General features: G+C 66.2%; 22 protein-coding genes. 15 read left to right on the top strand and 7 right to left on the bottom strand.

The window, feature by feature from the left end; all coding sequences use genetic code 11:
- Both tsf and AC5Y2L_RS12950 read left to right on the top strand, forming a co-directional pair.
- The gene (gene tsf, locus AC5Y2L_RS12955; RefSeq protein WP_499934910.1) at window positions 1–816 is read left to right on the top strand and encodes a translation elongation factor Ts; all 816 of its coding nucleotides are present in this window, start codon (window positions 1–3) and stop codon (window positions 814–816) included.
- 18 nt (window positions 817–834) lie between these two features.
- Window positions 835–2,235, top strand: a complete 1,401-nt coding sequence (locus AC5Y2L_RS12950) for an amidase (protein ID WP_499934908.1) — start codon at window positions 835–837, stop codon at window positions 2,233–2,235.
- A 4-nt stretch (window positions 2,236–2,239) separates the two neighbouring features.
- Here AC5Y2L_RS12950 and AC5Y2L_RS12945 read toward each other — a convergent pair whose 3' ends face one another.
- On the bottom strand, window positions 2,240–2,659 hold the full coding sequence (locus AC5Y2L_RS12945; protein WP_499934907.1) for a MarR family winged helix-turn-helix transcriptional regulator: 420 nt from the start codon (window positions 2,657–2,659) through the stop codon (window positions 2,240–2,242).
- Window positions 2,660–2,721: 62 nt separating this feature from the next.
- On the opposite strand from AC5Y2L_RS12945, the gene AC5Y2L_RS12940 reads away from it, so the two are divergent.
- Window positions 2,722–3,135 carry a ChaB family protein gene (locus AC5Y2L_RS12940; protein ID WP_499934906.1) on the top strand — a complete coding sequence of 138 codons (414 nt, stop codon included), beginning with the start codon at window positions 2,722–2,724 and terminating at the stop codon, window positions 3,133–3,135.
- A 78-nt stretch (window positions 3,136–3,213) separates the two neighbouring features.
- Here AC5Y2L_RS12940 and AC5Y2L_RS12935 read toward each other — a convergent pair whose 3' ends face one another.
- Both AC5Y2L_RS12935 and AC5Y2L_RS12930 read right to left on the bottom strand, forming a co-directional pair.
- A complete protein-coding gene (locus AC5Y2L_RS12935; protein WP_499934904.1) occupies window positions 3,214–4,053 on the bottom strand; it encodes an SDR family oxidoreductase in 840 nt (279 codons plus the stop codon).
- A 49-nt stretch (window positions 4,054–4,102) separates the two neighbouring features.
- Window positions 4,103–4,273 carry a hypothetical protein gene (locus tag AC5Y2L_RS12930; protein ID WP_499934903.1) on the bottom strand — a complete coding sequence of 57 codons (171 nt, stop codon included), beginning with the start codon at window positions 4,271–4,273 and terminating at the stop codon, window positions 4,103–4,105.
- A gap of 305 nt (window positions 4,274–4,578) precedes the next feature.
- Here AC5Y2L_RS12930 and AC5Y2L_RS12925 point away from each other — a divergent pair, with 305 nt between their 5' ends.
- Both AC5Y2L_RS12925 and AC5Y2L_RS12920 read left to right on the top strand, forming a co-directional pair.
- Complete coding sequence (locus AC5Y2L_RS12925) at window positions 4,579–5,157, top strand: MPT63 family protein (RefSeq protein ID WP_499934902.1); 579 nt, start codon at window positions 4,579–4,581, stop codon at window positions 5,155–5,157.
- An 83-nt stretch (window positions 5,158–5,240) separates the two neighbouring features.
- The gene (locus AC5Y2L_RS12920; RefSeq protein WP_499934900.1) at window positions 5,241–6,176 is read left to right on the top strand and encodes a lysophospholipid acyltransferase family protein; all 936 of its coding nucleotides are present in this window, start codon (window positions 5,241–5,243) and stop codon (window positions 6,174–6,176) included.
- A gap of 5 nt (window positions 6,177–6,181) precedes the next feature.
- On the opposite strand, the gene AC5Y2L_RS12915 is transcribed toward AC5Y2L_RS12920, so the two are convergent.
- Window positions 6,182–6,919: a winged helix-turn-helix domain-containing protein gene (locus AC5Y2L_RS12915; protein ID WP_499935041.1), complete on the bottom strand. Its 738-nt coding sequence runs from the start codon at window positions 6,917–6,919 to the stop codon at window positions 6,182–6,184.
- Window positions 6,920–7,420: 501 nt separating this feature from the next.
- On the opposite strand from AC5Y2L_RS12915, the gene pyrH reads away from it, so the two are divergent.
- The 8 genes from pyrH (at window position 7,421) to AC5Y2L_RS12875 (ending at window position 13,829) form a co-directional block, all read left to right on the top strand.
- The gene (gene pyrH, locus AC5Y2L_RS12910; RefSeq protein WP_499934898.1) at window positions 7,421–8,167 is read left to right on the top strand and encodes a UMP kinase; all 747 of its coding nucleotides are present in this window, start codon (window positions 7,421–7,423) and stop codon (window positions 8,165–8,167) included.
- A gap of 46 nt (window positions 8,168–8,213) precedes the next feature.
- Window positions 8,214–8,771, top strand: a complete 558-nt coding sequence (gene frr, locus AC5Y2L_RS12905; protein ID WP_499934896.1) for a ribosome recycling factor — start codon at window positions 8,214–8,216, stop codon at window positions 8,769–8,771.
- 31 nt (window positions 8,772–8,802) lie between these two features.
- Entirely contained in the window at window positions 8,803–9,726 is a 924-nt protein-coding gene (locus AC5Y2L_RS12900) for a phosphatidate cytidylyltransferase (protein WP_499934895.1), read from the top strand.
- Window positions 9,727–9,750: 24 nt separating this feature from the next.
- On the top strand, window positions 9,751–10,839 hold the full coding sequence (gene rlmN, locus AC5Y2L_RS12895; protein WP_499944026.1) for a dual-specificity RNA methyltransferase RlmN: 1,089 nt from the start codon (window positions 9,751–9,753) through the stop codon (window positions 10,837–10,839).
- 167 nt (window positions 10,840–11,006) lie between these two features.
- Complete coding sequence (dsbE, locus tag AC5Y2L_RS12890; RefSeq protein ID WP_499934892.1) at window positions 11,007–11,516, top strand: disulfide bond-forming protein DsbE; 510 nt, start codon at window positions 11,007–11,009, stop codon at window positions 11,514–11,516.
- Between the two features lie 13 nt (window positions 11,517–11,529).
- On the top strand, window positions 11,530–12,420 hold the full coding sequence (locus AC5Y2L_RS12885) for a cytochrome c biogenesis CcdA family protein (RefSeq protein ID WP_499934890.1): 891 nt from the start codon (window positions 11,530–11,532) through the stop codon (window positions 12,418–12,420).
- A 38-nt stretch (window positions 12,421–12,458) separates the two neighbouring features.
- Window positions 12,459–12,980, top strand: a complete 522-nt coding sequence (locus AC5Y2L_RS12880) for a histidine kinase (protein WP_499934889.1) — start codon at window positions 12,459–12,461, stop codon at window positions 12,978–12,980.
- Window positions 12,981–13,010: 30 nt separating this feature from the next.
- Window positions 13,011–13,829 (top strand): DUF4097 family beta strand repeat-containing protein, encoded by an 819-nt coding sequence (locus tag AC5Y2L_RS12875; RefSeq protein ID WP_499934888.1) that lies wholly within the window; start codon window positions 13,011–13,013, stop codon window positions 13,827–13,829.
- Between the two features lie 3 nt (window positions 13,830–13,832).
- Here AC5Y2L_RS12875 and AC5Y2L_RS12870 read toward each other — a convergent pair whose 3' ends face one another.
- The 3 genes from AC5Y2L_RS12870 to AC5Y2L_RS12860 form a co-directional block, all read right to left on the bottom strand.
- Entirely contained in the window at window positions 13,833–14,087 is a 255-nt protein-coding gene (locus AC5Y2L_RS12870) for a DUF2631 domain-containing protein (RefSeq protein WP_499935040.1), read from the bottom strand.
- Window positions 14,088–14,256: 169 nt separating this feature from the next.
- Window positions 14,257–14,838 carry a fasciclin domain-containing protein gene (locus tag AC5Y2L_RS12865; protein ID WP_499934887.1) on the bottom strand — a complete coding sequence of 194 codons (582 nt, stop codon included), beginning with the start codon at window positions 14,836–14,838 and terminating at the stop codon, window positions 14,257–14,259.
- A 105-nt stretch (window positions 14,839–14,943) separates the two neighbouring features.
- A complete protein-coding gene (locus tag AC5Y2L_RS12860; RefSeq protein ID WP_499934885.1) occupies window positions 14,944–16,692 on the bottom strand; it encodes a cytochrome c biogenesis protein DipZ in 1,749 nt (582 codons plus the stop codon).
- Window positions 16,693–17,224: 532 nt separating this feature from the next.
- On the opposite strand from AC5Y2L_RS12860, the gene dxr reads away from it, so the two are divergent.
- Together dxr and AC5Y2L_RS12850 are read left to right on the top strand one after the other, a co-directional pair.
- Window positions 17,225–18,430, top strand: a complete 1,206-nt coding sequence (gene dxr / locus AC5Y2L_RS12855) for a 1-deoxy-D-xylulose-5-phosphate reductoisomerase (RefSeq protein ID WP_499934884.1) — start codon at window positions 17,225–17,227, stop codon at window positions 18,428–18,430.
- Between the two features lie 8 nt (window positions 18,431–18,438).
- Window positions 18,439–19,647 (top strand): M50 family metallopeptidase, encoded by a 1,209-nt coding sequence (locus AC5Y2L_RS12850; protein WP_499934883.1) that lies wholly within the window; start codon window positions 18,439–18,441, stop codon window positions 19,645–19,647.
- The last annotated feature ends 11 nt before the right edge of the window (window positions 19,648–19,658 follow it).

Genomic DNA, 19,658 nt, shown 5'->3' with positions numbered 1-19,658 from the left:
TTGGCGAACTACACCGCAGCCGACGTCAAGCGACTTCGGGAGCTGACCGGCGCAGGAATGCTCGACTGTAAGAACGCGCTGGTGGAGACCGACGGCGACTTCGATAAGGCCGTCGAGGCGCTGCGGATCAAGGGCGCCAAGGACGTCGGCAAGCGTGCCGAACGGGCAACGGCCGAGGGCCTGGTCGCGGCCAAGGACGGGGTGCTCATCGAGCTGAATTGCGAGACCGACTTCGTCGCCAAGAATGCCGAATTTCAGGCGCTGGCCAACGACATCGTCGCCGCCGCAGTCGCTTCGAAAGCCGGTGACGTGGAGACGCTCAAGGCAGCCAAAGCCGGCGACCAGACCGTCGAGGAGGCCATCGCCGCGCTGTCGGCCAAGATCGGCGAGAAGCTGGAACTGCGCCGTGTTGCGGTATTCGACGGCACCGTCGAGACGTATCTGCACCGGCGGTCGGCCGACCTGCCACCCGCGGTGGGTGTGCTGGTCGAATACCAAGGCGCCGACAAAGAAGCAGCCCACGCGGTCGCCCTGCAGATCGCCGCGCTCAAGGCCCGCTACCTGTCCCGCGACGACGTGCCGGACGACGTGGTGGCCAGCGAACGCCGCATCGCCGAGGAGACCGCCAAGGCCGAGGGTAAGCCGGAACAGGCGCTGCCCAAGATCGTCGAGGGCCGGCTGAACGGTTTCTTCAAGGACGCCGTGCTGCTCGAGCAGCCGTCGGTGTCCGACAACAAGAAAACCGTCAAGGCCCTGCTCGACGAGGCGGGTGTGACTGTGACGCGGTTCGCTCGCTTCGAGGTGGGCCAGGCCTAAGCAGCTAGCGTCGACGGCATGCAACGCATCCACGCTTTCGGCGACGACGCCCTCGGCGAGCTGGACGCCGTCGGCCTGGCCGACGCCATCCGCGCCGACTGGGTCAGCAGGACCGACGTCATCGAGGCGGCCATCGCGCGCACCGAGGCCGTCAACCCGACCCTCAACGGCCTGGCCCACGAGGCGTTTCAGCGGGCCCGCGACACTGCGGCGCGTGGGCTGGGCCGGGGCTTCTTTGGCGGCGTCCCGACCTTCATCAAGGACAACGTCGACGTCGCCGGCCTGCCCACCATGTGTGGCACCGACGCGTGGGCGCCGTTCGCCGCCGCCGTCGACAGCGAATTCACCCAGGTGTACTTGGCCACCGGGCCGGTATGCCTGGGCAAGACCCAGCTGTCCGAATTCGGGTTCAGCGCCTCTGCCGAGCACCCTCGGCTGGGGGCCGTCCGCAACCCGTGGGACACCGACTACACGGCCGGCGCCTCGTCGTCAGGGTCGGCGGCGTTCGTCGCCGCCGGTGTGGTGCCGATCGCGCACGCCAACGACGGTGGTGGCTCGATCCGGATTCCGGCTTCTTGCAACGGACTGGTCGGGCTCAAGCCCTCCCGCGGCCGGTTGCCGCTGGACCCGGAGTACCGCCGGCTGCCGGTGGGAATCGTCACCAACGGTGTGCTCACCCGCTCGGTGCGCGACACCGCCGCCTTCTACCGGGAGGCCGAGCGCATTTGGCGCAACCCCAAGCTCCCGCCGGTCGGCGACGTCACCCGGCCCGGCAAGCAGCGGTTGCGGGTCGCGGTGGTGACACGTTCGGTCCTGCGCGAGTGCAGCCCGGAGCTGCGTGAGTTGGTGCTGAAGACGGCCGGGCTGCTCGAGGAACTGGGGCACCGCGTCGAACACGTGGATTCCTGGGTGCCGGTCAGCTTTGTCGACGACTTCGTCATGTACTGGGGATTTTTGGCGCTGGCGCAGGTGAGCATCGGCCGGCGCAGGTTCGGTGACACCTTTGACCGCACCCGCCTGGACAACTTCACCTTGGGGCTGGCCCGCCACACCCGGCGCAACCTGCACCGCCTGCCGACGGCGATCGCGCGGCTGCGCAGGCTGCGACGGCGCAGCGCACAGTTTTTCGGCACTCATGACGTCTTGCTCACGCCGACGCTTGCCGATCCGACGCCACAGGTCGGCTACCTCGCGCCCACCGACTACGACCAGCTGCTGGAACGGCTGACCAGCTGGGTCGCCTTCACGCCGCTGCAGAACGTCACCGGGGAGCCCGCGATCTCGCTGCCGATGGCGCAATCCGCGAACGGTCTGCCCGTGGGAATGATGCTGTCGGCCGACATCGGAGGCGAGGCAGGGTTGCTGGAACTGGCCTACGAACTCGAAGAAGCGCGGCCGTGGGCGCGCATCCAAGATTGACCGCTCAGTCGGAGCCCAGCTTGGCCAGCATCCGTTTGAACTCACGTTGCTGAGCCGCGGTGAGCTTGGCCAGGATGCGGGCATCGGCGACTTGGACGGCGGCCTCGGCGCGCTTCAGCAGGGTGCGGCCGGCAGCGGTCAGGGTGGCGGGGAGCGCACGCCCTGAGGACACCGACGCCGGCCGCGTCACTGCGCCAATGTTTTCCAGCTTGCGCAGTACCGTGTTCATCGCCTGCGGTGTGACGTTGGCGTTGCGGGCCAATTCAGCGCTGGACAGGCCGGGAGACATGGAAAGGGCACGCAGACAGACGAATTCGGGGAGGGTGAGGCCGAGCGGACGCAGCACGGTGGAAACCTCTGGCCGCAGTGCGGCGGCCACGCGGTAAAGCAGGTAGCCCAGCGGGGCGTCTTCGGCCGGACCCATGTCAACGATATTGACATATCAACGCAGGTATTGCGCCGAGCAGCGTGGGGTAATCATGCCGAATGCCCAAGACGACGAAATCCGGCCAGCCGAAGAAGAGCGAGATGCCCAGCACGCTGCAACGGTCCAACGCCAAGGCGCAACGCACCTTCGCAAAAGCGCACGACGCCGCGGCAGAACAGTACGGCAGCGAGGAACGGGCTCACCGGGTGGCCTACTCCGCCCTCAAGCACAGCTTCGAGAAAATCGGTGATCATTGGGAGCCCAAGGAGCAGAAGGGTCCTTCGGACGAACTCGCCGAGGGTGGTGGGCTGCACAACACCGGCCGCTCAGCCGAGGGTGTGGATGCCAACGCCAGCAAGAAACATCTGCTCGATGTCGCGCGGCGGCTGCACATACGTGGGCGGTCGACGATGACCAAGTCCGAGTTGGTCGAGGCGATCATGAAGGAAAACCGCCGCGTCAGAGGGCGTTAGAACGCAGGCTGGCGCCGCAGTCACCGCTTGGGCGAAAACCGCGGACCCTGAACCTTATTCGGCGGCGCCCAGTAACGGTCAGAGAATTGGCCGGCCTCCCGTGACCGCGACTCGCGCCCCGGAGATGTAACTGGACTCGTCGGAGGCCAACAGCACGTAGATCGGGGCCAGCTCCGCCGGTTGCCCGGCACGGCCCAGCGGCACGTTGTCGCCGAAGGATTCCACACTGTCGGGAGGCATGGTCGCGGGGATCAGCGGGGTCCAAATCGGGCCCGGCGCGACGCTGTTGACGCGAATTCCTTTCTCGCCCAACAGCTGAGCGAGGCTAGCCGAGAAGTTTGCGATCGCTGCCTTGGTCGCAGCGTACGGCGCCAGGGTGGGGTTGGGCGTGTCGGAGTTGACCGACGAACTGCCGATGATCGACGAGCCCGCTTCCATGAACGGCAGCGCCGCCTTGACGAGGTGGAAATACGCTCCGACGTTGAGCCGAAAGGTGTAGTCCCATTCTTCGTCGCTGATCTCTTCCAGGCTTTGGTGCATCATCTGGAAGGCGGCGTTGTTGACCAGGATGTCGATGCGGCCGAACTCCTGGGCGGCGCGCTCAACCACCGCACGGCAGTGCGACGCATCGGAGAGATCACCCGGAACCAGCACGCATTTGCGGCCGGCGGCTTCGACATAGCGCGCCACATCGCGGGCATCCTCGTCCTCGTTGAGGTACGAGATCAACACGTCGGCGCCTTCCCGGGCGAACGCGATCGCGACGGCCCGCCCAATTCCGCTGTCGCCGCCGGTGATGATTGCCTTCTTGCCGGTGAGTTTTCCTGAGCCCTGGTAACTGTTTTCGCCGCAATCGGGCACCGGGTTCATGTGTGCCTGGATTCCGGGCACACTTTGTTGCTGCGGCGGAAAGCTCATGACGACGTCCTCTCGTGACTTTGTCGAATTGGAAACCGCGGCAACAGGTTTACCGGTTCACCGGACCCGCCGTCGGCGTGTCCGGATCGTCGTCGGCCGGCGGCTCGGGGTCACGCCATTCCTCGGCGCGGCTGGACCGGTTGCCCGCAATCGTGCCGCGCAATTCGTGTTTGAGTTGGTCGTCGTCGCGTTGACTGTGTTTGGCGTTTCCACGTTCCATGAGCAGCTCCTAAATCAGCTAACACGTCGTATCGCTTCGGCTACCCGCCACCTAGCGGGTTAACCGACGTCGTGGCAAATGATGCCGATGTTAAGCAAGTGCTGGAATTTAAATTTGCGAATAGTGCTGAAAACGAATATCAAGACGAGGTTTCTGCAGGTAAGCGACTGTATACAAAGGTATTTCACCAGGCAGCGGTGTTTTGGCGTTAGGGCTGTGGGGTATTGGGTTTGCCGTGCGGTTTAGCTCCCGCGTGCCTACAAAGCGGGACAGCTGCTCGAACGACACGAATGAAAGGAGTCAACGTGAAGTTCACCGGTAACACAGTGAGAACCTCCGCCAAGACTGCTCTTGCTGCCGCTGGCATCGCGGCGGTTGGTTTCTTTACGGCGGCACCGGCTTCCGCGAATCCCATCATCGAGGGACTCGGTACCAGTGAAACGCTGGTCGACGGGCCACTTGTCACCGCCTACACGGTCAACAACCTGGAGCCGACCAATGTGGTGATCCCCGGCTACACCCCGACCGGACACCTTTGGCAGGCCGACGTGAACGTGCGGGCCAACAGCGGGACCGTCACCCCCGTTGTGTCCAACTTCAACGCCCGGACCAACGACAACCAAACCTACCGGGTGGTGAGCACGTCGCCGACGCCGAACGGGCTGAGCCCCGCGCCCATCAGCCAGGGCGCTCAGGCGAGCGGGAAGATCTACTTCGATGTGACCGGCGCGCCGCCGACCAGCGTCGTATACAACGACGGGGTTCAGGACGTCCTGGTGTGGACGTCCAACGCGGCCCCCAACTCGGCACCCGGCAACGCGCCCGGGACGGCACCCGGCGCGACGCCTAGCCCGGCGCCCAACTCGCCGCCGACGCAGTCATAAGCCGCAACCGAGTTCCCCGCGTCACCGACCGTGGCGCGGGGAACTTCGTGTAAAGACCCGATCGCGTGGGGTACCCGACCGGGATGACTCACACCGACCGACGGCCATCGGAAGTACGCGAACAAGCAGAGCAGCACGCCGAGGACGCCCGGGCGTCGATGCGGAAGCGACGTCGGGCGCAGGACGGGGGGCTCAGCGGCTGGGTAGCCGAGCGGGCCGGCCAATGGGATCTCAGCGGTCAGGATGAACGCACGCTGCAACGCCAAAAGTTCTTCTGGAACGTGCTCGTCGACTACTGGTTTCGCATGGAGATCGACGGATGGGAGAACGTTCCCCCGCCCCCGGCGCTGTTGGTGGGCATCCATTCCGGCGCTCCGTTTGTATGGGACGCGTGGACCGTGGGCCTGCAATGGTGGCGGCGTTTCGGTCAGGACCGTCCACTGCACGGCACGGCGCACGACGCGCTGATGGCGATTCCGGTTATCGGACGCTATTTCCGGTCGATGGGGGTGCTTCCGGCCGCCCCGGACGCGATCGCCACAGCTCTCGCCCAAGGGCGCGACGTGGCCCTGTGGCCCGGCGGCGAGGTCGACTCGCTGCGACCGTGGACGGAACGCGATTGCGCCAACCTGGCCGGTCGCAAGGGCTTCGTGAAGATGGCGATTCGGGCCGGGGTGCCGATAGTGCCGATCGCGACCGTCGGCGGCGCCGACGCAATGCCGGTGCTGATCCGCGGTGACCGCCTGTCCCAGGTGTTGAAACTCGACCGCGTACTGCGCCTCAAGGTGTTCCCATTGGCGGTTTCGCTACCGTGGGGCATCGCGCCGGCCGCGCTGCCGCAGTTGCCGCTGCCGGCCAAGATCAGAACCCGGTTCATGCCTGCGGTCGAGATCGACCACGACCCCGCACGGGCCGACGATGACGACTACGTGGACCGCAAGTACCACGAGGTACAGGACAGCATTCAGCAGGGTATGGACGCGCTGGCCCGCAAGCGTGCACTGCCGTTGTTCGCGTGAACCTGTTATCGCGCGATCGGGTCACGGGCGTGCGCTGACGGGGCCGGATTCAGCACCGGTTCGCTGACGATCCAATGCGGCTGCGGCGGCGACACCGCCATGTAGCCCACGCCGCGGACGGTCTCGATCATCGACTCGTGCTCGGCGCCCAGCTTGGCCCGTAGCCGGCGCACGTGAACGTCCACGGTGCGCACCCGGCCGCCGCAGTCATAACCCCACACCTCGTGCATGAGCCGGGTGCGGCTGAACGCCCGGCCCGCGTGCTGCGCCAGGAAATTCAGCAATTTGAACTCGGTCAACGTCAGGCCGAGGTCCTTTCCCGCCAGGGACGCCGTGAACCGGGCCGGATGCAAGGCGAGGTCACCGAATTTCAGAGTGCCGTCCAATGCGCTGCGTCGACGGGTGATGGCCAGCTGCAGCCGTGCCTGCAACTCCACGGCGCCGGTGCCCGGCAGCAGGACGTCGTCGAAATGCCAGTCGACGTCGACGGCCAGGAAATCCGCCGGCGCCACGACGCCAACGACCGCAATGGCCGCCAGACTCGCCGTCAGCCGTCGCGACACTCTGCGGGCGGCCGCTGGGTCCGTACGCGCGTCGACAACCGCAACATCGACGCCGTGACGGTACGCATCAGGGTGATCACCGAGCGGTGCCTGCCGGATGGTCTGCGCGAACGAGTCCAGCGTCGGCAACGCCGACAAGAAGTCGTCGGCATCCGAAAGTAGTAGCACGTTCACGGATATCTCCCGACTTCGTGCCGGTACCCCGTCCCTGCGGCGGATTGGGCATCCCCTACGGAATGTCGACCAGCGCAGCGCTGAGTACCCGGTTGGCCGCAGAACTATTCCATAGCTGTACAACATGCCGAGAAAGTCGATGGATCCGGCCCGTTCGTCCGGGCCGGACCCATCCTTCCAACAAGCTTGCGCTCACGCCTGCCAACAGGCGATCGACTGGAAATCGGGACCGACCGGCCCTTCTTCTCAAGGCCGTGGTTTTCACCCGCGTTGGACGGGGATTTCCCGGGCCAGCCGACGCCCAAACATGGCAACTGAGCCGCCAGGCATGCGTGCCCGATCGGCGACCGTCGCGTCGGTTGGCCGGTGTCCGGCGCGGGTGGCGATTGCGGTCACCAGCTGTGCGGATTCTCCCACCCGGCCCGTTGCATACAGCGGCGATGAGGCAGGATGTCAAATGCCGTCCCGGGCGGGTGGCCGGGTCGGCACTCTCATGCAAGGAGTCTGATGACGGAGGCCCAGCCGACGAGCACCAATGGGGTGCGTTCCAAATATGCGCGAGTGCTGCTCAAGCTTGGCGGCGAGATGTTCGGCGGCGGCCAGGTGGGGCTGGACCCCGATGTGGTGGCACAGGTGGCCCGCCAGATCGCCGAGGTGGTTCGCGATGGCGTACAGGTGGCCGTCGTGATTGGTGGTGGCAATTTCTTCCGCGGCGCGCAGCTTCAGCAGCGTGGTATGGAGCGCACCCGTTCGGACTATATGGGCATGCTTGGCACCGTCATGAACAGCCTTGCGCTGCAAGATTTCCTCGAAAAGGAGGGGATCGTCACCCGGGTTCAGACCGCGATCACCATGGGCCAGGTGGCCGAGCCCTATCTGCCGTTGCGGGCGGTCCGCCACTTGGAAAAGGGGAGGGTGGTCATCTTCGGCGCCGGCATGGGTTTGCCGTACTTCTCGACGGACACTACCGCCGCGCAGCGGGCCCTGGAGATCGGCGCGGACGTGGTGCTGATGGCCAAGGCGGTCGACGGGGTGTTCGCAGAGGATCCGCGGGAGAACCCGCACGCCGAGCTGCTCACCGCGATCAGCCATCGCGAAGTCATCGATCGCGGTCTGCGAGTGGCCGACGCCACCGCGTTCAGCCTGTGCATGGACAATGGCATGCCGATTCTGGTGTTCAATCTGCTGACCGATGGGAATATCGCCCGTGCGGTCGCTGGTGAGAAGATCGGAACGCTGGTCACCACGTCTTGATCGGCGGCGACGATGCAGAGCAGAGCGATGAGGAGGAGCGGCGCAAATGATTGAAGAGGCTCTCTTCGACGCCGAGGAGAGAATGGAAAAGGCCGTGTCGGTGGCCCGAGACGATTTGTCGACCATCCGAACCGGCCGCGCCAACCCGGGCATGTTCTCCCGGATCACCATTGACTACTACGGCACCAACACCCCGATCACACAGCTGGCCAGCATCAACGTCCCCGAGGCGAGGCTGGTCGTGATCAAGCCGTATGAGGCCAACCAGTTGCACGCTATCGAGACCGCGATTCGCAACTCCGATTTGGGCGTGAACCCCACCAACGACGGCACCCTCATCCGGGTCGCGGTACCTCAACTTACCGAGGAACGGCGCCGTGAGCTGGTCAAACAGGCAAAGCACAAAGGTGAGGAAGCACGCGTGTCGGTGCGCAACATCCGGCGCAAGGCGATGGAGGAGTTGCACCGCATTCGCAGGGACGGCGAGGCCGGCGAGGACGAGGTAGGCCGGGCGGAAAAGGATCTCGACAAGACCACCCACAACTACGTCAACCAGATCGACGAGTTGGTCAAGCACAAAGAAGGGGAGCTGCTGGAGGTCTAGCGGTCCTCAGCAGCCAAGTCCGTTTCCGCCCGTGGCAACTACCGATGCCGGTACCGGCAGTCCGCCCGACGAGCCAGCGCCGGGAGCGGATCAGACCGCTTCGGAGCCGGCCAAGAAGTCGTCGCGGGCCGGGCGCAACCTGCCCGCCGCCATCGTGGTGGGCATGGCCACCGGTGGACTCGTCATCGCCACGCTGCTGTGGCTTCCACGCTTCTGGGTGGTACTGTGCTCGGGCGCTGCCCTGCTCGCCAGCCATGAGGTGGTCCGGCGACTGCGCGAAAACGGGTACCTGATCCCGGTCATCCCGTTGCTGATCGGCGGGCAGGTGACCATCTGGCTGACCTGGTGGCATCATGCCGTCGGCGCGTTGGCCGGCTTCGGCGGCATGGTAGTCGTCTGCATGATCTGGCGGCTGTTCATGCAGGACAACCGCACGCAGGATGCCACGGGTTCGCCACCGTCGAACTATCTGCGCGACGCGTCGGCGACCATATTCCTGGCCGCGTGGGTACCGCTGTTCATCTCGTTCGGTGCCCTGCTGATCTACCCGCGCGACGGCTCGGCCCGGGTGTTCTGCCTGATGATCGCGGTGGTCTGTTCCGACGTCGGCGGCTACGCCGTGGGCGTCCTGTTCGGCAAGCATCCGATGGTTCCCAAGATCAGCCCGAAGAAGTCCTGGGAGGGATTCGCCGGGTCGCTCTTCTGCGGGATCGCCGCCACCACCCTGACCGTGCACTTCTTGGCCCATCGCGAGCTGTGGGTGGGCGCCCTGCTGGGGTTGTTGCTGGTACTGACGTGCACGCTCGGCGACCTGGTGGAGTCCCAGGTCAAGCGCGATCTCGGTATCAAGGACATGGGCCGGCTGCTGCCGGGTCACGGTGGACTGATGGACCGGCTGGACGGGGTGCTGCCGTCGGCCGTGGCAACCTGGACGGTGTTCACGCTGCTGCCCTGACGCGTGGCCGATACTGGACCGGTCATGGTGCAGGAATTGATTTTCGATGCGCCGCGGCGGGGAAAGCCGCCGCGGCACTTCGCCGACCTCGACGAGCAGGGCCGTGCCTCCGTCGTCGGGGAGCTTGGCTTGCCGGCGTTTCGGGCCAAGCAGCTCGCACATCATTACTACGGCCGGCTCACCGCCGACCCTCGTCTGATGACCGACCTGCCCGCGGGTGTGCGTGACCGGGTCGCCGAGACCATGTTCCCGACGTTGATCGTCGCGGCCGCCGAAGTCACCTGCGATGCCGGTCAGACACGAAAAACGTTGTGGCGAGCCCTCGATGGGACCAACTTCGAATCGGTGCTGATGCGCTACCCGCGGCGCAACACGGTCTGCATTTCCTCGCAAGCGGGCTGTGGCATGGCGTGTCCGTTCTGCGCCACGGGCCAGGGCGGGTTGAGCCGCAACCTGTCGGCTGCGGAGATCCTCGAGCAGGTGCGTGCCGCCGCCGCGGCGATGCGGGACGACTTCGGAGACCGGCTGTCGAACGTGGTGTTCATGGGGATGGGGGAGCCGCTGGCCAACTATCCCAGGGTGGTGGCCGCGGTACGGCGCATCACCGAGCGTTCGGGTTTCGGAATCTCGGCGCGTTCGGTGACGGTGTCGACGGTGGGGTTGGCCCCGGCGATACGAAAGCTGGCCGACGAACGGCTCGGGGTGACGCTGGCGTTGTCCCTTCATGCCCCGGATGACGAGCTGCGCGACACGCTGGTGCCGGTCAACAACCGGTGGAAGATCGACGAAGCGCTGGACGCCGCACGCTATTACGCCGAGGTGAGCGGCCGGCGGGTCTCCGTCGAGTACGCGTTGATTCGCGACGTCAACGACCAACCGTGGTTGGCCGACTTGCTCGGCAAGCGGTTGCATCAGGCGCTGGGACCGCTGGTGCATGTGAACCTGATCCCGCTCAACCCGACACCGGGCAGCGACTGGGACGCCAGCCCGAAGCCGGTGCAGCGTGAGTTCGTCAGACGGGTGCGGTCGAAAGGAGTGTCGTGCACGGTGCGTGACACGCGCGGCCGCGAAATCAGCGCCGCCTGCGGCCAGTTGGCTTTCGAAGAAAAGTGAGCCTCGCCGGGCATCGAGCCTGCGATGATGGCGTCCAGGCTGCACTGACGGCGCTGAAAATGCCGGCACCCGCGCCGTCACCGCAGTCTCGATGCCGTCGAACGGCGATGAACCATACTGGCAGCCCGCACGTCTCTAAGACATCCGACCAGCAAATGAGGTATGTCATGATTTTTCGCTTGATGTCCCCGCTCAGGATGTTTGCCATCGCCTTTGTCGCGGTCGCGTTGTTCGTCGCCCTGCTCGGTGCGCCGCGCGCGGTGGCATCGGATGACCGTCTGCAGTTCACCGCAACCACGCTCAGCGGTGCGCCGTTCAACGGCGCCACTCTGCAGGGCAGGCCGGCGGTGCTCTGGTTCTGGACGCCATGGTGCCCGTTCTGCAATGCCGAAGCTCCCGGCGTCGGCCAGGTAGCCGCCGCCAACCCGGCCGTCACCTTCGTCGGAGTGGCGGCGCACTCGGAAGTCGGTGCGATGCAAGGATTTGTCTCCAAGTACCACCTGAACTTCACCAACCTCAACGACGCCGACGGTGCCATCTGGGCCCGCTACAACGTGCCCTGGCAGCCGGCGTATGTGTTCTACCGGGCGGACGGCAGCTCGACGTTCGTCAACAACCCGACCTCGGCGATGTCGCAGCAGGAGTTGTCCGAGCGGGTTGCCGCCCTGACGTCCTGACCCTGAGCGTCCAGTGGACCACGGCCTGATCGGGCTGGCCTTCGCCGCCGGATTGGTGGCTGCGCTGAACCCCTGCGGGTTTGCCATGCTGCCCGCGTACCTACTTCTGGTGGTACGCGGGCAGCAGTCCGGCGAACAACCGGCCCTGCTGCGGGCATCGGCCCCCTTGGGCCGGGCACTGGCCGCGACCATCGGTATGGCGCTCGGCTTCCTGACCGTCTTCGGCGTGTTCGGCGCGCTGACCATATCGGCGGCCGCGACCGTCCAGCGCTATCTGCCGTACGCCACGGTGGTAATCGGTGCCGTGCTCGTCGGCCTCGGGGTCTGGTTGCTGGCGGGCCGAAAGCTGGCGCTGTTCCAACCGCGCGCGCAATGGGCGCCGACGGCACGGCTGGGATCGATGTTCGGGTACGGCGTCAGCTATGCCATCGCCTCGCTGTCCTGCACCGTCGGACCGTTTCTGGCGGTCACCGGCGCCGGTTTGCGGGGCGGTTCGATCCTCGGGACGGTGGCGATCTATGCGGCCTACGTGGCCGGCCTGACCCTGGTGGTGGGAGTGCTTGCGGTGGCGGCCGCCACTGCGAGTTCGGTGCTGGCCGATCGCCTGCGGCGCATCCTGCCACTGGTGAACCGGATCGGCGGCGCGCTGTTGGTGATCGTCGGGCTCTATGTGGGCTATTACGGCCTTTACGAGGTACGGCTGTTCAGCATGACTGCGCATGCGAATCCCGAGGATGCGGTGATCGCGGCGGCCGGACGCGTGCAGGGCACCCTGGCCGGCTGGGTGCACCAGCACGGCGGATGGCCGTGGGCAGTGGCCCTGCTCCTGTTGGTCGGCTGCGTAGTCGCCGGCGCCTGGTGGCGCCGAAGGCGCAGCGCCCGACACCACCTCGCACCAAAGTGACACTTGAAATGACGTCAACATAGTGTCACCATGACACCATGGATCTGCAACCCTATGTCGACGCCGTCCGGCATGAGCTGAGTGTGGCCGCTGCGGCGGGCGGCGACGCCGCTCAAGAGCTGGCCGACCGGCTGAGCGCGCCGCTGGAATCAGCGGTGCGGCTGGCGCTGCTCGAAGCGTTGTCGGCCGCTGCCGAGGAGATCACCGGCGAGCTGGCGCCGCGGTCCGTAGAGGTCCGGCTGCGCGGCCGCGATCCCGAGTTCATCGTCAGCGCACCCGTCGACGAGGACGACGGCCCGGCCGACGCCGACCACACCAACCACCTGTTCGGTGCCCAATACGACGACGACGGCGGCACCTGGCGCGTCACCCTACGGCTTCCGGAGGGACTGCGGACCGTGGTCGAGGGGGCTGCTCGGCGCGAGGGCGCGTCGATAAACGCATGGCTGGTCCGGGCCGCCGCGCTCGCCAGCCAGGCGGCCGGTCAGCCGGCCGGTCAGCACGGAGCAAGCCACGCCAGCCGCAGCGGCGGTCGCCGTGTCACCGGCTGGGTGCGTTGAGACATCGACTACAGCAACAGGAGACCGAAGATGCCGAGTTTCGAGACCCCCACCGCGATCGACGTGTGGATCGACACCGCCGGTGGTTCGGTGCGGATCGCCGCGAGCGATCGCGCCGATACCGTCGTCGCGGTGCGCCCCTGCGACGAATCCCGTAGCTCCGACGTCTGGGCGGCCGAACACACCCGCGTGGACTTTCGCGACGGCAAGCTGTCGGTCACCGGCCCCAAACGTGGCCTGCCGCGTCTTCTCGGCGGCGACACCGATGTCGAGATCGGTTTGCCCACCGGGTCGCGTCTGCACGTTTCGGTGGCGTCGGCCAGCATGCGCGCCGAAGGCGAGTACGGCGACGTGCGCTTCACCGGCGCCAGCGGCGAGGTGGAGATCCACGGCGTCACCGGAAAGTTCAAGGCCAGCAGCGCATCTGGCTCGATCAGCGTGCACACCATGCACGGCAATGCCTCGATTGCGACGGCTTCCGGCAATGTGGCGATCGGCGACCTCGACGGCAACCTGAGGTTCAAGGCCGCCAGCGGCTCGCTGACCATCGATCGGCTGCGCGGAAGCATCAAGTCCCGCACCGCGTCGGGATCGGTGGACGTCGCCGTAGCGGTTTCCGGCGCGATATCGGCAGGCAGCAGCAGCGGTGACGTCGAGGTTGGGGTCGCCGAGGGCACCGCCGCGCGCCTGGACATCAACACCGGAGCCGGCCACGTCACCAGCGAGCTGCAACCTGCGGACGGCCCCCGGCAAGGTGACGAAACTCTGCTCGTACAGGTGCGCAGCGGATCCGGCGACATCCGAATCCACCGCGCCGCCGAACCGGCGCGCGAAACGGTGACCGGCTGAGGGCTACCTGATCCAGCCGCGCCGGCGGCCCCAGAGGTCGCGTACCAGCACGAAGAGTGTCAGCGCGGCGAAGCCGAGGAGAAACCAGTCCTCCACGTGGCCGACGTGGTTGCCGCGCAACATCGCCAGCAGGAAGCCGAAGATGACCAGCCCGGTGATGTGCCAGGTGCGAACGTTGATTCGGCTCCATCCCCACGCTGCGGACGGCACCTCGGCGACGTCGACGCCGTCGTAGTGCTCCACCTCGGTACTGGCCACGGCGATGCCTCCGGTCGGATTGAACTTCGGACTCACACTGCCACAACATTTTGGCACAGGCCCGGTGTGGCCGCCGGTGGGCCCGAGTCTGTGGTCCGGCGGCGCCGAAATCCGCGGCGGCGGGCACTTGCAGGTGTCGCGCCGCCGCGGATCCGGTGGGGAAGCGGCGCTACGCGGGAGGCATCAGCACGGTGTCGATCATGTACACCGTGGCGTTGGCAGTGGGCACCCCGCCGCACACCACACCAGCGTTGTTGACCATGAGGTTGTTGCCGCGGCCGGTCACCGTCACATTTGCGCCCTGGAGGGTCTTCCACGTGCCGACAATCTTGGATGGGCTGACCTGGCCTGGCACGACGTGATAGGTCAGGATGTTGTTCAGCATCGGCGCATCGGTCTTGAGCTGCTCGATCGTCGCGGGCGGCAGTTTGTTGAACGCTGCGTCGGTAGGCGCGAACACCGTGTACTGACCGCTGTTGAGCGTGTCAACGAGGTTCACCTGCGGGTTGAGCTTTCCTGACACCGCCGCCGTGAGTGTCGTCAGCATCGGGTTGTTGGACGCCGCCACCGCGACCGGGACTTGCGACATGCCCTCCACCGAAGCCGGACCGCTGGGATGTGCTGCCGCGTACTCGGCGCATCCCGGTCCTACCAGGTCGGCCGCCGCGGCGGCCGGGGAGAAGGCCACTGCCACGCCCACCATGCCGGCCGCGGCGAAACTGGTTGCCGCAAATTTGTTTTGGATCTTCATAGTCGTGCTCTCCTTTGTAAGAGGTCGGAGACATCGTCTCCCTGTTACCCGACATAGGTTCTTCGGAGCGGCCGGGCTTTCGGATGGACGTCGTCGCCGCACAAGTCAGCCGTAGGTGAAGGAGAACACCTGTAACCCCCTGCTGGGGCGGACTTCTAGCGTTCCCGGTGCCACCTGGTCGCCGGCGACGATCTGGTGGACCGTGGGCGGCCCGCTCACCGAAAGCGTGGCCGACTTGCCATCCCGCAGCACCGTGACCGTGCCCGTCCCCCCGACGACGAGGTAGACGGTTTTGGCGTGGTAGTTGAGCTTGATCGCCGAGTCGTCGCCATCGGCTGTAGCACCCTGGTAATCCAGCGACCATGGCCCGCTCAAGGCGAACTTATCGGGTGCCAGGGCCGGCGGATAGTTGAACGTCGCGGATCCTTCGTCGTAGACGCCGGTGCCGCCGTAATTCACCATTTTGCCGACCCCGAAATATGTCTCCGGCGTAAGTCCGGCCTGCGGCGTGGTGTCCGGTGCATCCACTGGGCGGGGGAGCTTGACGCCGCGCTTGGCGTCGGTGAGCAACTGACGGATCAGGGCTTCTGTGGCGTCGTAGTCGCCCTCGCCGAACTTGATGTGCCGCACGGTGCCGGTGGCGTCGATCAGGTACTCGGCGGGCCAGTACCGGTTGCGGTAGTTCGTCCACGTCGAGTAAGCGTTGTCCAGTGCAATCGGGTATGTGATGCCCAGGTCTGCCGCACCTTTGGCGACGTTGCCGGCAACCTTTTCGAACGCGTACTCGGGCGTGTGCACGCCGATGACCTCCAAACCGCTGCTGCGGTAGGCCCGATACCACCCGACAACGTGCGGTATCGCGCGCTGACAGTTGATGCACGAATATGCCCAGAAGTCGATCAGCACGACTTTGCCGCGCAACTCGCTCAGCGTGACCGGCTTGCCGCCCGGTGTGTTCAGCCAGGCCGCGATGTTCCTGAGATCGGGTGCCGGGCCGCAATTTTCAAGCCTTTGAGCGCCGTCGCTGCAGTTCGACAGCTGCGCGTTCTGGTCGTTGACGATGCCGCCGAGGTTCAGCCGTTCCCGAATCCTGTCAGAGTTACCGACCTTGTGCTGCAGGGCAGCGGTGTAATCGGGAATGGCCCGTTGCAGCACCGCGGGCAGATCGAACACCAGCGCCACCGCGAGAAGTATCGTCACTATGCCTGCGGCGATTCGAATCTCGCGCTGTCGGCGCCGGAAGGCGCTCACGCGCTCGGCCACCCGTTGGCCGGCCAGCGCGAAGAACAGCAGCGGCACCGCCGCACCCAACGCGAATGCCATGGTTAGCACCACGATTCGCATGCCGATGGGTGCGGTCGCGCCGGCCACCACAATGGCGGCCAGAACCGGGCCGGCGCACGGCACGTACAACACGCCCAGTGCCAGGCCCAGCCCGAAGCCCCCAAAATCATTGCCGCGGGGCATGATTTGCCTCTGCGGGATGCGGGCGAACGGACGCTCCAGCAGCTGTTCGAACCGCGGAAAGATCAGGCCGATACCGATGGCTACCAAGGCCACCAATGCCACCCAGCGGATTGCGTCTTGTGGCAGATGCAGTGCCGCCAGCAATGCCGAGCCGAGCAGGGTGACCACACTGAAGCTGAGTACCAACCCGCCGATGACGCCATACGGCCGTAACGTTGCGGACAGCCTCTGCTTCTGCTGAACCGCCACGGCACCTTCGGATTTCGGTGACTCACCTGTGGTGCTCTGCGCGCCGGAGAAGAAGATCACCGGCAGGACCGGCAGGATGCACGGTGATATCCCGGTGATGAGGCCACCGAGGAAGCCGATCAAGGCCAGGGTCGACATGCCTGCTATTCGTTGCCACTGCCGCCACGGATTGGCCGGGCTGCCAACGAGGTTCGCAGCATCCACGCCGCAAAAAGCGGCGAGGCGCCCTGCCCGCGGGGTACACCGTCACGTCAGCACCCTGCAAAGTCTTGTGTGTTCCGGCGACCTTGGCGGGGCTGACCTGGCCGGATACCACGTGATAGGTCAGGATGCTCTTCAGCAGCAGCGGGGCATTGCGCCAACCAGGTCCGCCCCGGGATCAGGCGTCGCGGATGAAGTCAAGGTTGCCGACGGGCGGGCGCTGGTGGTGCCTTCAGACGCGGACTTGTTGCCCGAGCACCCTGAGAAACCCGCGATGGCCAACCGCAGCGAGACCCGCTGCCGCAAGTGCACTGCAACCGGCGCAAACGAGAAACCCGCGGCCGGTGCTCAACCAGGCTCGCCATCGCAAGCATTCGGCGATCAGCCTCGGCGGCGGCACAATGGTCAGATGACAAACGAGGGAGTCAGATGACAAACGAGGGAGTCAGATGACAAACGAGGGAGTCAGATGACAAACTCCGACGGCCGCCTGCGCGTGCTGGTGCTGGGCAGCACTGGCTCCATCGGCACTCAGGCCCTCGAGGTCATCGCCGCCAACCCCGACCGCTTCGAGGTGGTCGGGCTGGCCGCGGGTGGCGGGCATCTGGAAACACTGCTGCAACAGCGCGCCGAAACCGGGGTCACCAATATCGCCGTCGCCGACGAGCACGCCGCCCGGCTGGCTGGCGACATTCCGTTCCGCGGGCCGGATGCGGCGACCCGGCTGGTGGAAGAGACCGAAGCCGACGTCGTCCTCAACGCCCTGGTCGGCGCCTTGGGGCTGCGTCCAACGTTGGCGGCGCTGCAGTCCGGCGCCCGGCTGGCCCTGGCGAACAAGGAATCGCTGATCGCGGGCGGGCCGCTGGTGCTGGCCGCTGCGCAGCCCGGCCAGATCGTGCCCGTCGACTCCGAGCACTCCGCGCTGGCCCAGTGCTTGCGCGGCGGAACTCCCGGCGAAGTCGCCAAGCTGGTGCTGACCGCGTCCGGCGGGCCGTTCCGCGGTTGGTCGGCCGCTGAGCTGGAAAACGTCACCCCCGAGCAGGCCGGCGCGCATCCGACCTGGTCGATGGGGCCGATGAACACCCTCAATTCCGCGTCGCTGGTCAACAAGGGGCTCGAGCTCATCGAAACGCACCTGCTGTTCGGCATCGCCTATGACCGCATCGAGGTCGTCGTGCACCCCCAGTCGATCGTTCATTCGATGGTCACGTTCATCGACGGCTCGACCATCGCCCAGGCCAGCCCGCCCGACATGAAGCTGCCCATCTCGCTGGCACTGGGCTGGCCACGGCGGGTCAGCGGTGCTGCTCCCGCTTGCGACTTCACTACCGCGTGTAGCTGGGAGTTCGAGCCGCTGGACGCCGACGTCTTTCCCGCCGTGGACCTGGCCCGGCGCGCCGGGCAGCTGGGCGGCTGCATGACCGCCGTCTACAATGCGGTCAACGAAGAGGCGGCGGCGGCCTTCCTTGACGGCCGGATCAGGTTCCCCGCCATCGTCCGCACCATCGCCGACGTCTTGCACATCGCCGACCGATGGGCCGCCGAACCCGCTACCGTGGATGACGTGCTCGATGCCCAGCGCTGGGCCCGTGAGCGAGCCCGGCGGCTGATCGCCACGGCAAGCTCGGCACCGGCTGCTGGAACCGCCTCCAGAATGGTCTTAGAAAGGTCCTGACACCGCAGATGAAGTTCGTTATCGGCGTCGCACTGTTCGCGCTGGCCATCCTGGTCTCGGTGGCACTGCACGAGTGCGGCCACATGTGGGCGGCCCGAGCGACCGGCATGAAGGTGCGGCGCTACTTCGTCGGCTTCGGCCCAACCTTGTGGTCGACGCGCCGAGGTGAGACCGAATACGGCGTCAAGGGCGTCCCGCTGGGCGGCTTCTGCGACATCGCCGGCATGACGCCGGTCGAGGAGCTGGCGCCCGACGAGCGCGATCGCGCGATGTACAAGCAGGCAACCTGGAAGCGCGCCGCGGTGCTGTTCGCCGGGCCCGGCATGAACTTCATCATCGGCCTGGTGCTGATCTACGCGATCGCGATCGCCTGGGGCCTGCCGAACCTGAAGCCGGACACGCGTGCGGTCGTCGGCGAAACCGCTTGTGTGGCACCGGAAGTCAAGAAGGGAGAGATGGGGAAGTGCAGCGGTGCCGGTCCGGCGGCCAACGCCGGAATCCGCTCCGGCGACGTCGTCGTCAAGGTCGGTGACACCCCGGTTTCCACCTTTGACGAAATGGCCGCCGCGATACGCAGGTCGCACGGCACCATCCCGGTGGTGGTCGAGCGTGACGGCAACAGGATCACCACGTACGTCGACGTCACTCCCACCCAGCGGTTCGTCGCCAACGGCTCGGGCAAGGAATCCGTGCCCGCCACGGTGGGCGCTATCGGGGTGGCGCCGAAGACCTATCCGCTGACCCACTACAACCCGCTGTCGGCTGTCCCGGCGACGTTCAGTTTCACCGGCGATCTCTCCATGTTGATCGGCAAGGCGCTGGTGGCGATCCCGACGAAGGTCGGCGCGCTGGTGCACGCTATCGCCGGTGGCGAGCGCGACCCGAACACTCCGATGAGCGTGGTCGGCGCGTCGGTCATCGGCGGCGACATGGTCAGCCACGACCTGTGGGTCGGGTTCTGGTTTCTCCTGGCCCAGTTGAACCTGGTGCTCGGCGCCGTCAACCTGCTGCCGCTGCTGCCGTTCGACGGTGGCCACATCGCCGTGGCGGTATTCGAGAAGATCCGCAATCTCATCCGGCGCACCCGGGGCATGGTCGCGGCGGCGCCGGTGAACTACCTCAAACTCATGCCGGCAACGTATGTGGTGCTGGCCATCGTGGCCGGCTTCGTGGTGTTGACGGTAACCGCTGATCTGGTCAGACCGATCCGGCTCTGATCACCAGCGCA

The organism is Mycobacterium sp. NGS66 (assembly GCF_059812225.1).
Note: the sequence above shows the minus strand (reverse complement) of the source record. Positions and strands in the feature narration are given on the sequence as shown.

Excerpts from the sequence above, each read along its gene's own strand:
- AC5Y2L_RS12935 (WP_499934904.1), bottom strand. The coding sequence starts at position 4,053 with ATGAGCTTTCCGCCGCAGCAACAAAGTGTGCCCGGAATCCAGGCACAC.
- AC5Y2L_RS12930 (WP_499934903.1), bottom strand. The coding sequence starts at position 4,273 with ATGGAACGTGGAAACGCCAAACACAGTCAACGCGACGACGACCAACTC.
- AC5Y2L_RS12865 (WP_499934887.1), bottom strand. The coding sequence starts at position 14,838 with ATGAAGATCCAAAACAAATTTGCGGCAACCAGTTTCGCCGCGGCCGGC.
- AC5Y2L_RS12875 (WP_499934888.1), top strand. The coding sequence starts at position 13,011 with ATGCCGAGTTTCGAGACCCCCACCGCGATCGACGTGTGGATCGACACC.
- frr (WP_499934896.1), top strand. The coding sequence starts at position 8,214 with ATGATTGAAGAGGCTCTCTTCGACGCCGAGGAGAGAATGGAAAAGGCC.
- rlmN (WP_499944026.1), top strand. The coding sequence starts at position 9,751 with ATGGTGCAGGAATTGATTTTCGATGCGCCGCGGCGGGGAAAGCCGCCG.
- AC5Y2L_RS12880 (WP_499934889.1), top strand. The coding sequence starts at position 12,459 with ATGGATCTGCAACCCTATGTCGACGCCGTCCGGCATGAGCTGAGTGTG.
- AC5Y2L_RS12940 (WP_499934906.1), top strand. The coding sequence starts at position 2,722 with ATGCCCAAGACGACGAAATCCGGCCAGCCGAAGAAGAGCGAGATGCCC.
- AC5Y2L_RS12920 (WP_499934900.1), top strand. The coding sequence starts at position 5,241 with ATGACTCACACCGACCGACGGCCATCGGAAGTACGCGAACAAGCAGAG.
- dxr (WP_499934884.1), top strand. The coding sequence starts at position 17,225 with ATGACAAACTCCGACGGCCGCCTGCGCGTGCTGGTGCTGGGCAGCACT.
- pyrH (WP_499934898.1), top strand. The coding sequence starts at position 7,421 with ATGACGGAGGCCCAGCCGACGAGCACCAATGGGGTGCGTTCCAAATAT.
- AC5Y2L_RS12945 (WP_499934907.1), bottom strand. The coding sequence starts at position 2,659 with ATGGGTCCGGCCGAAGACGCCCCGCTGGGCTACCTGCTTTACCGCGTG.
- AC5Y2L_RS12850 (WP_499934883.1), top strand. The coding sequence starts at position 18,439 with ATGAAGTTCGTTATCGGCGTCGCACTGTTCGCGCTGGCCATCCTGGTC.
- AC5Y2L_RS12860 (WP_499934885.1), bottom strand. The coding sequence starts at position 16,692 with ATGTCGACCCTGGCCTTGATCGGCTTCCTCGGTGGCCTCATCACCGGG.
- AC5Y2L_RS12950 (WP_499934908.1), top strand. The coding sequence starts at position 835 with ATGCAACGCATCCACGCTTTCGGCGACGACGCCCTCGGCGAGCTGGAC.
- dsbE (WP_499934892.1), top strand. The coding sequence starts at position 11,007 with ATGATTTTTCGCTTGATGTCCCCGCTCAGGATGTTTGCCATCGCCTTT.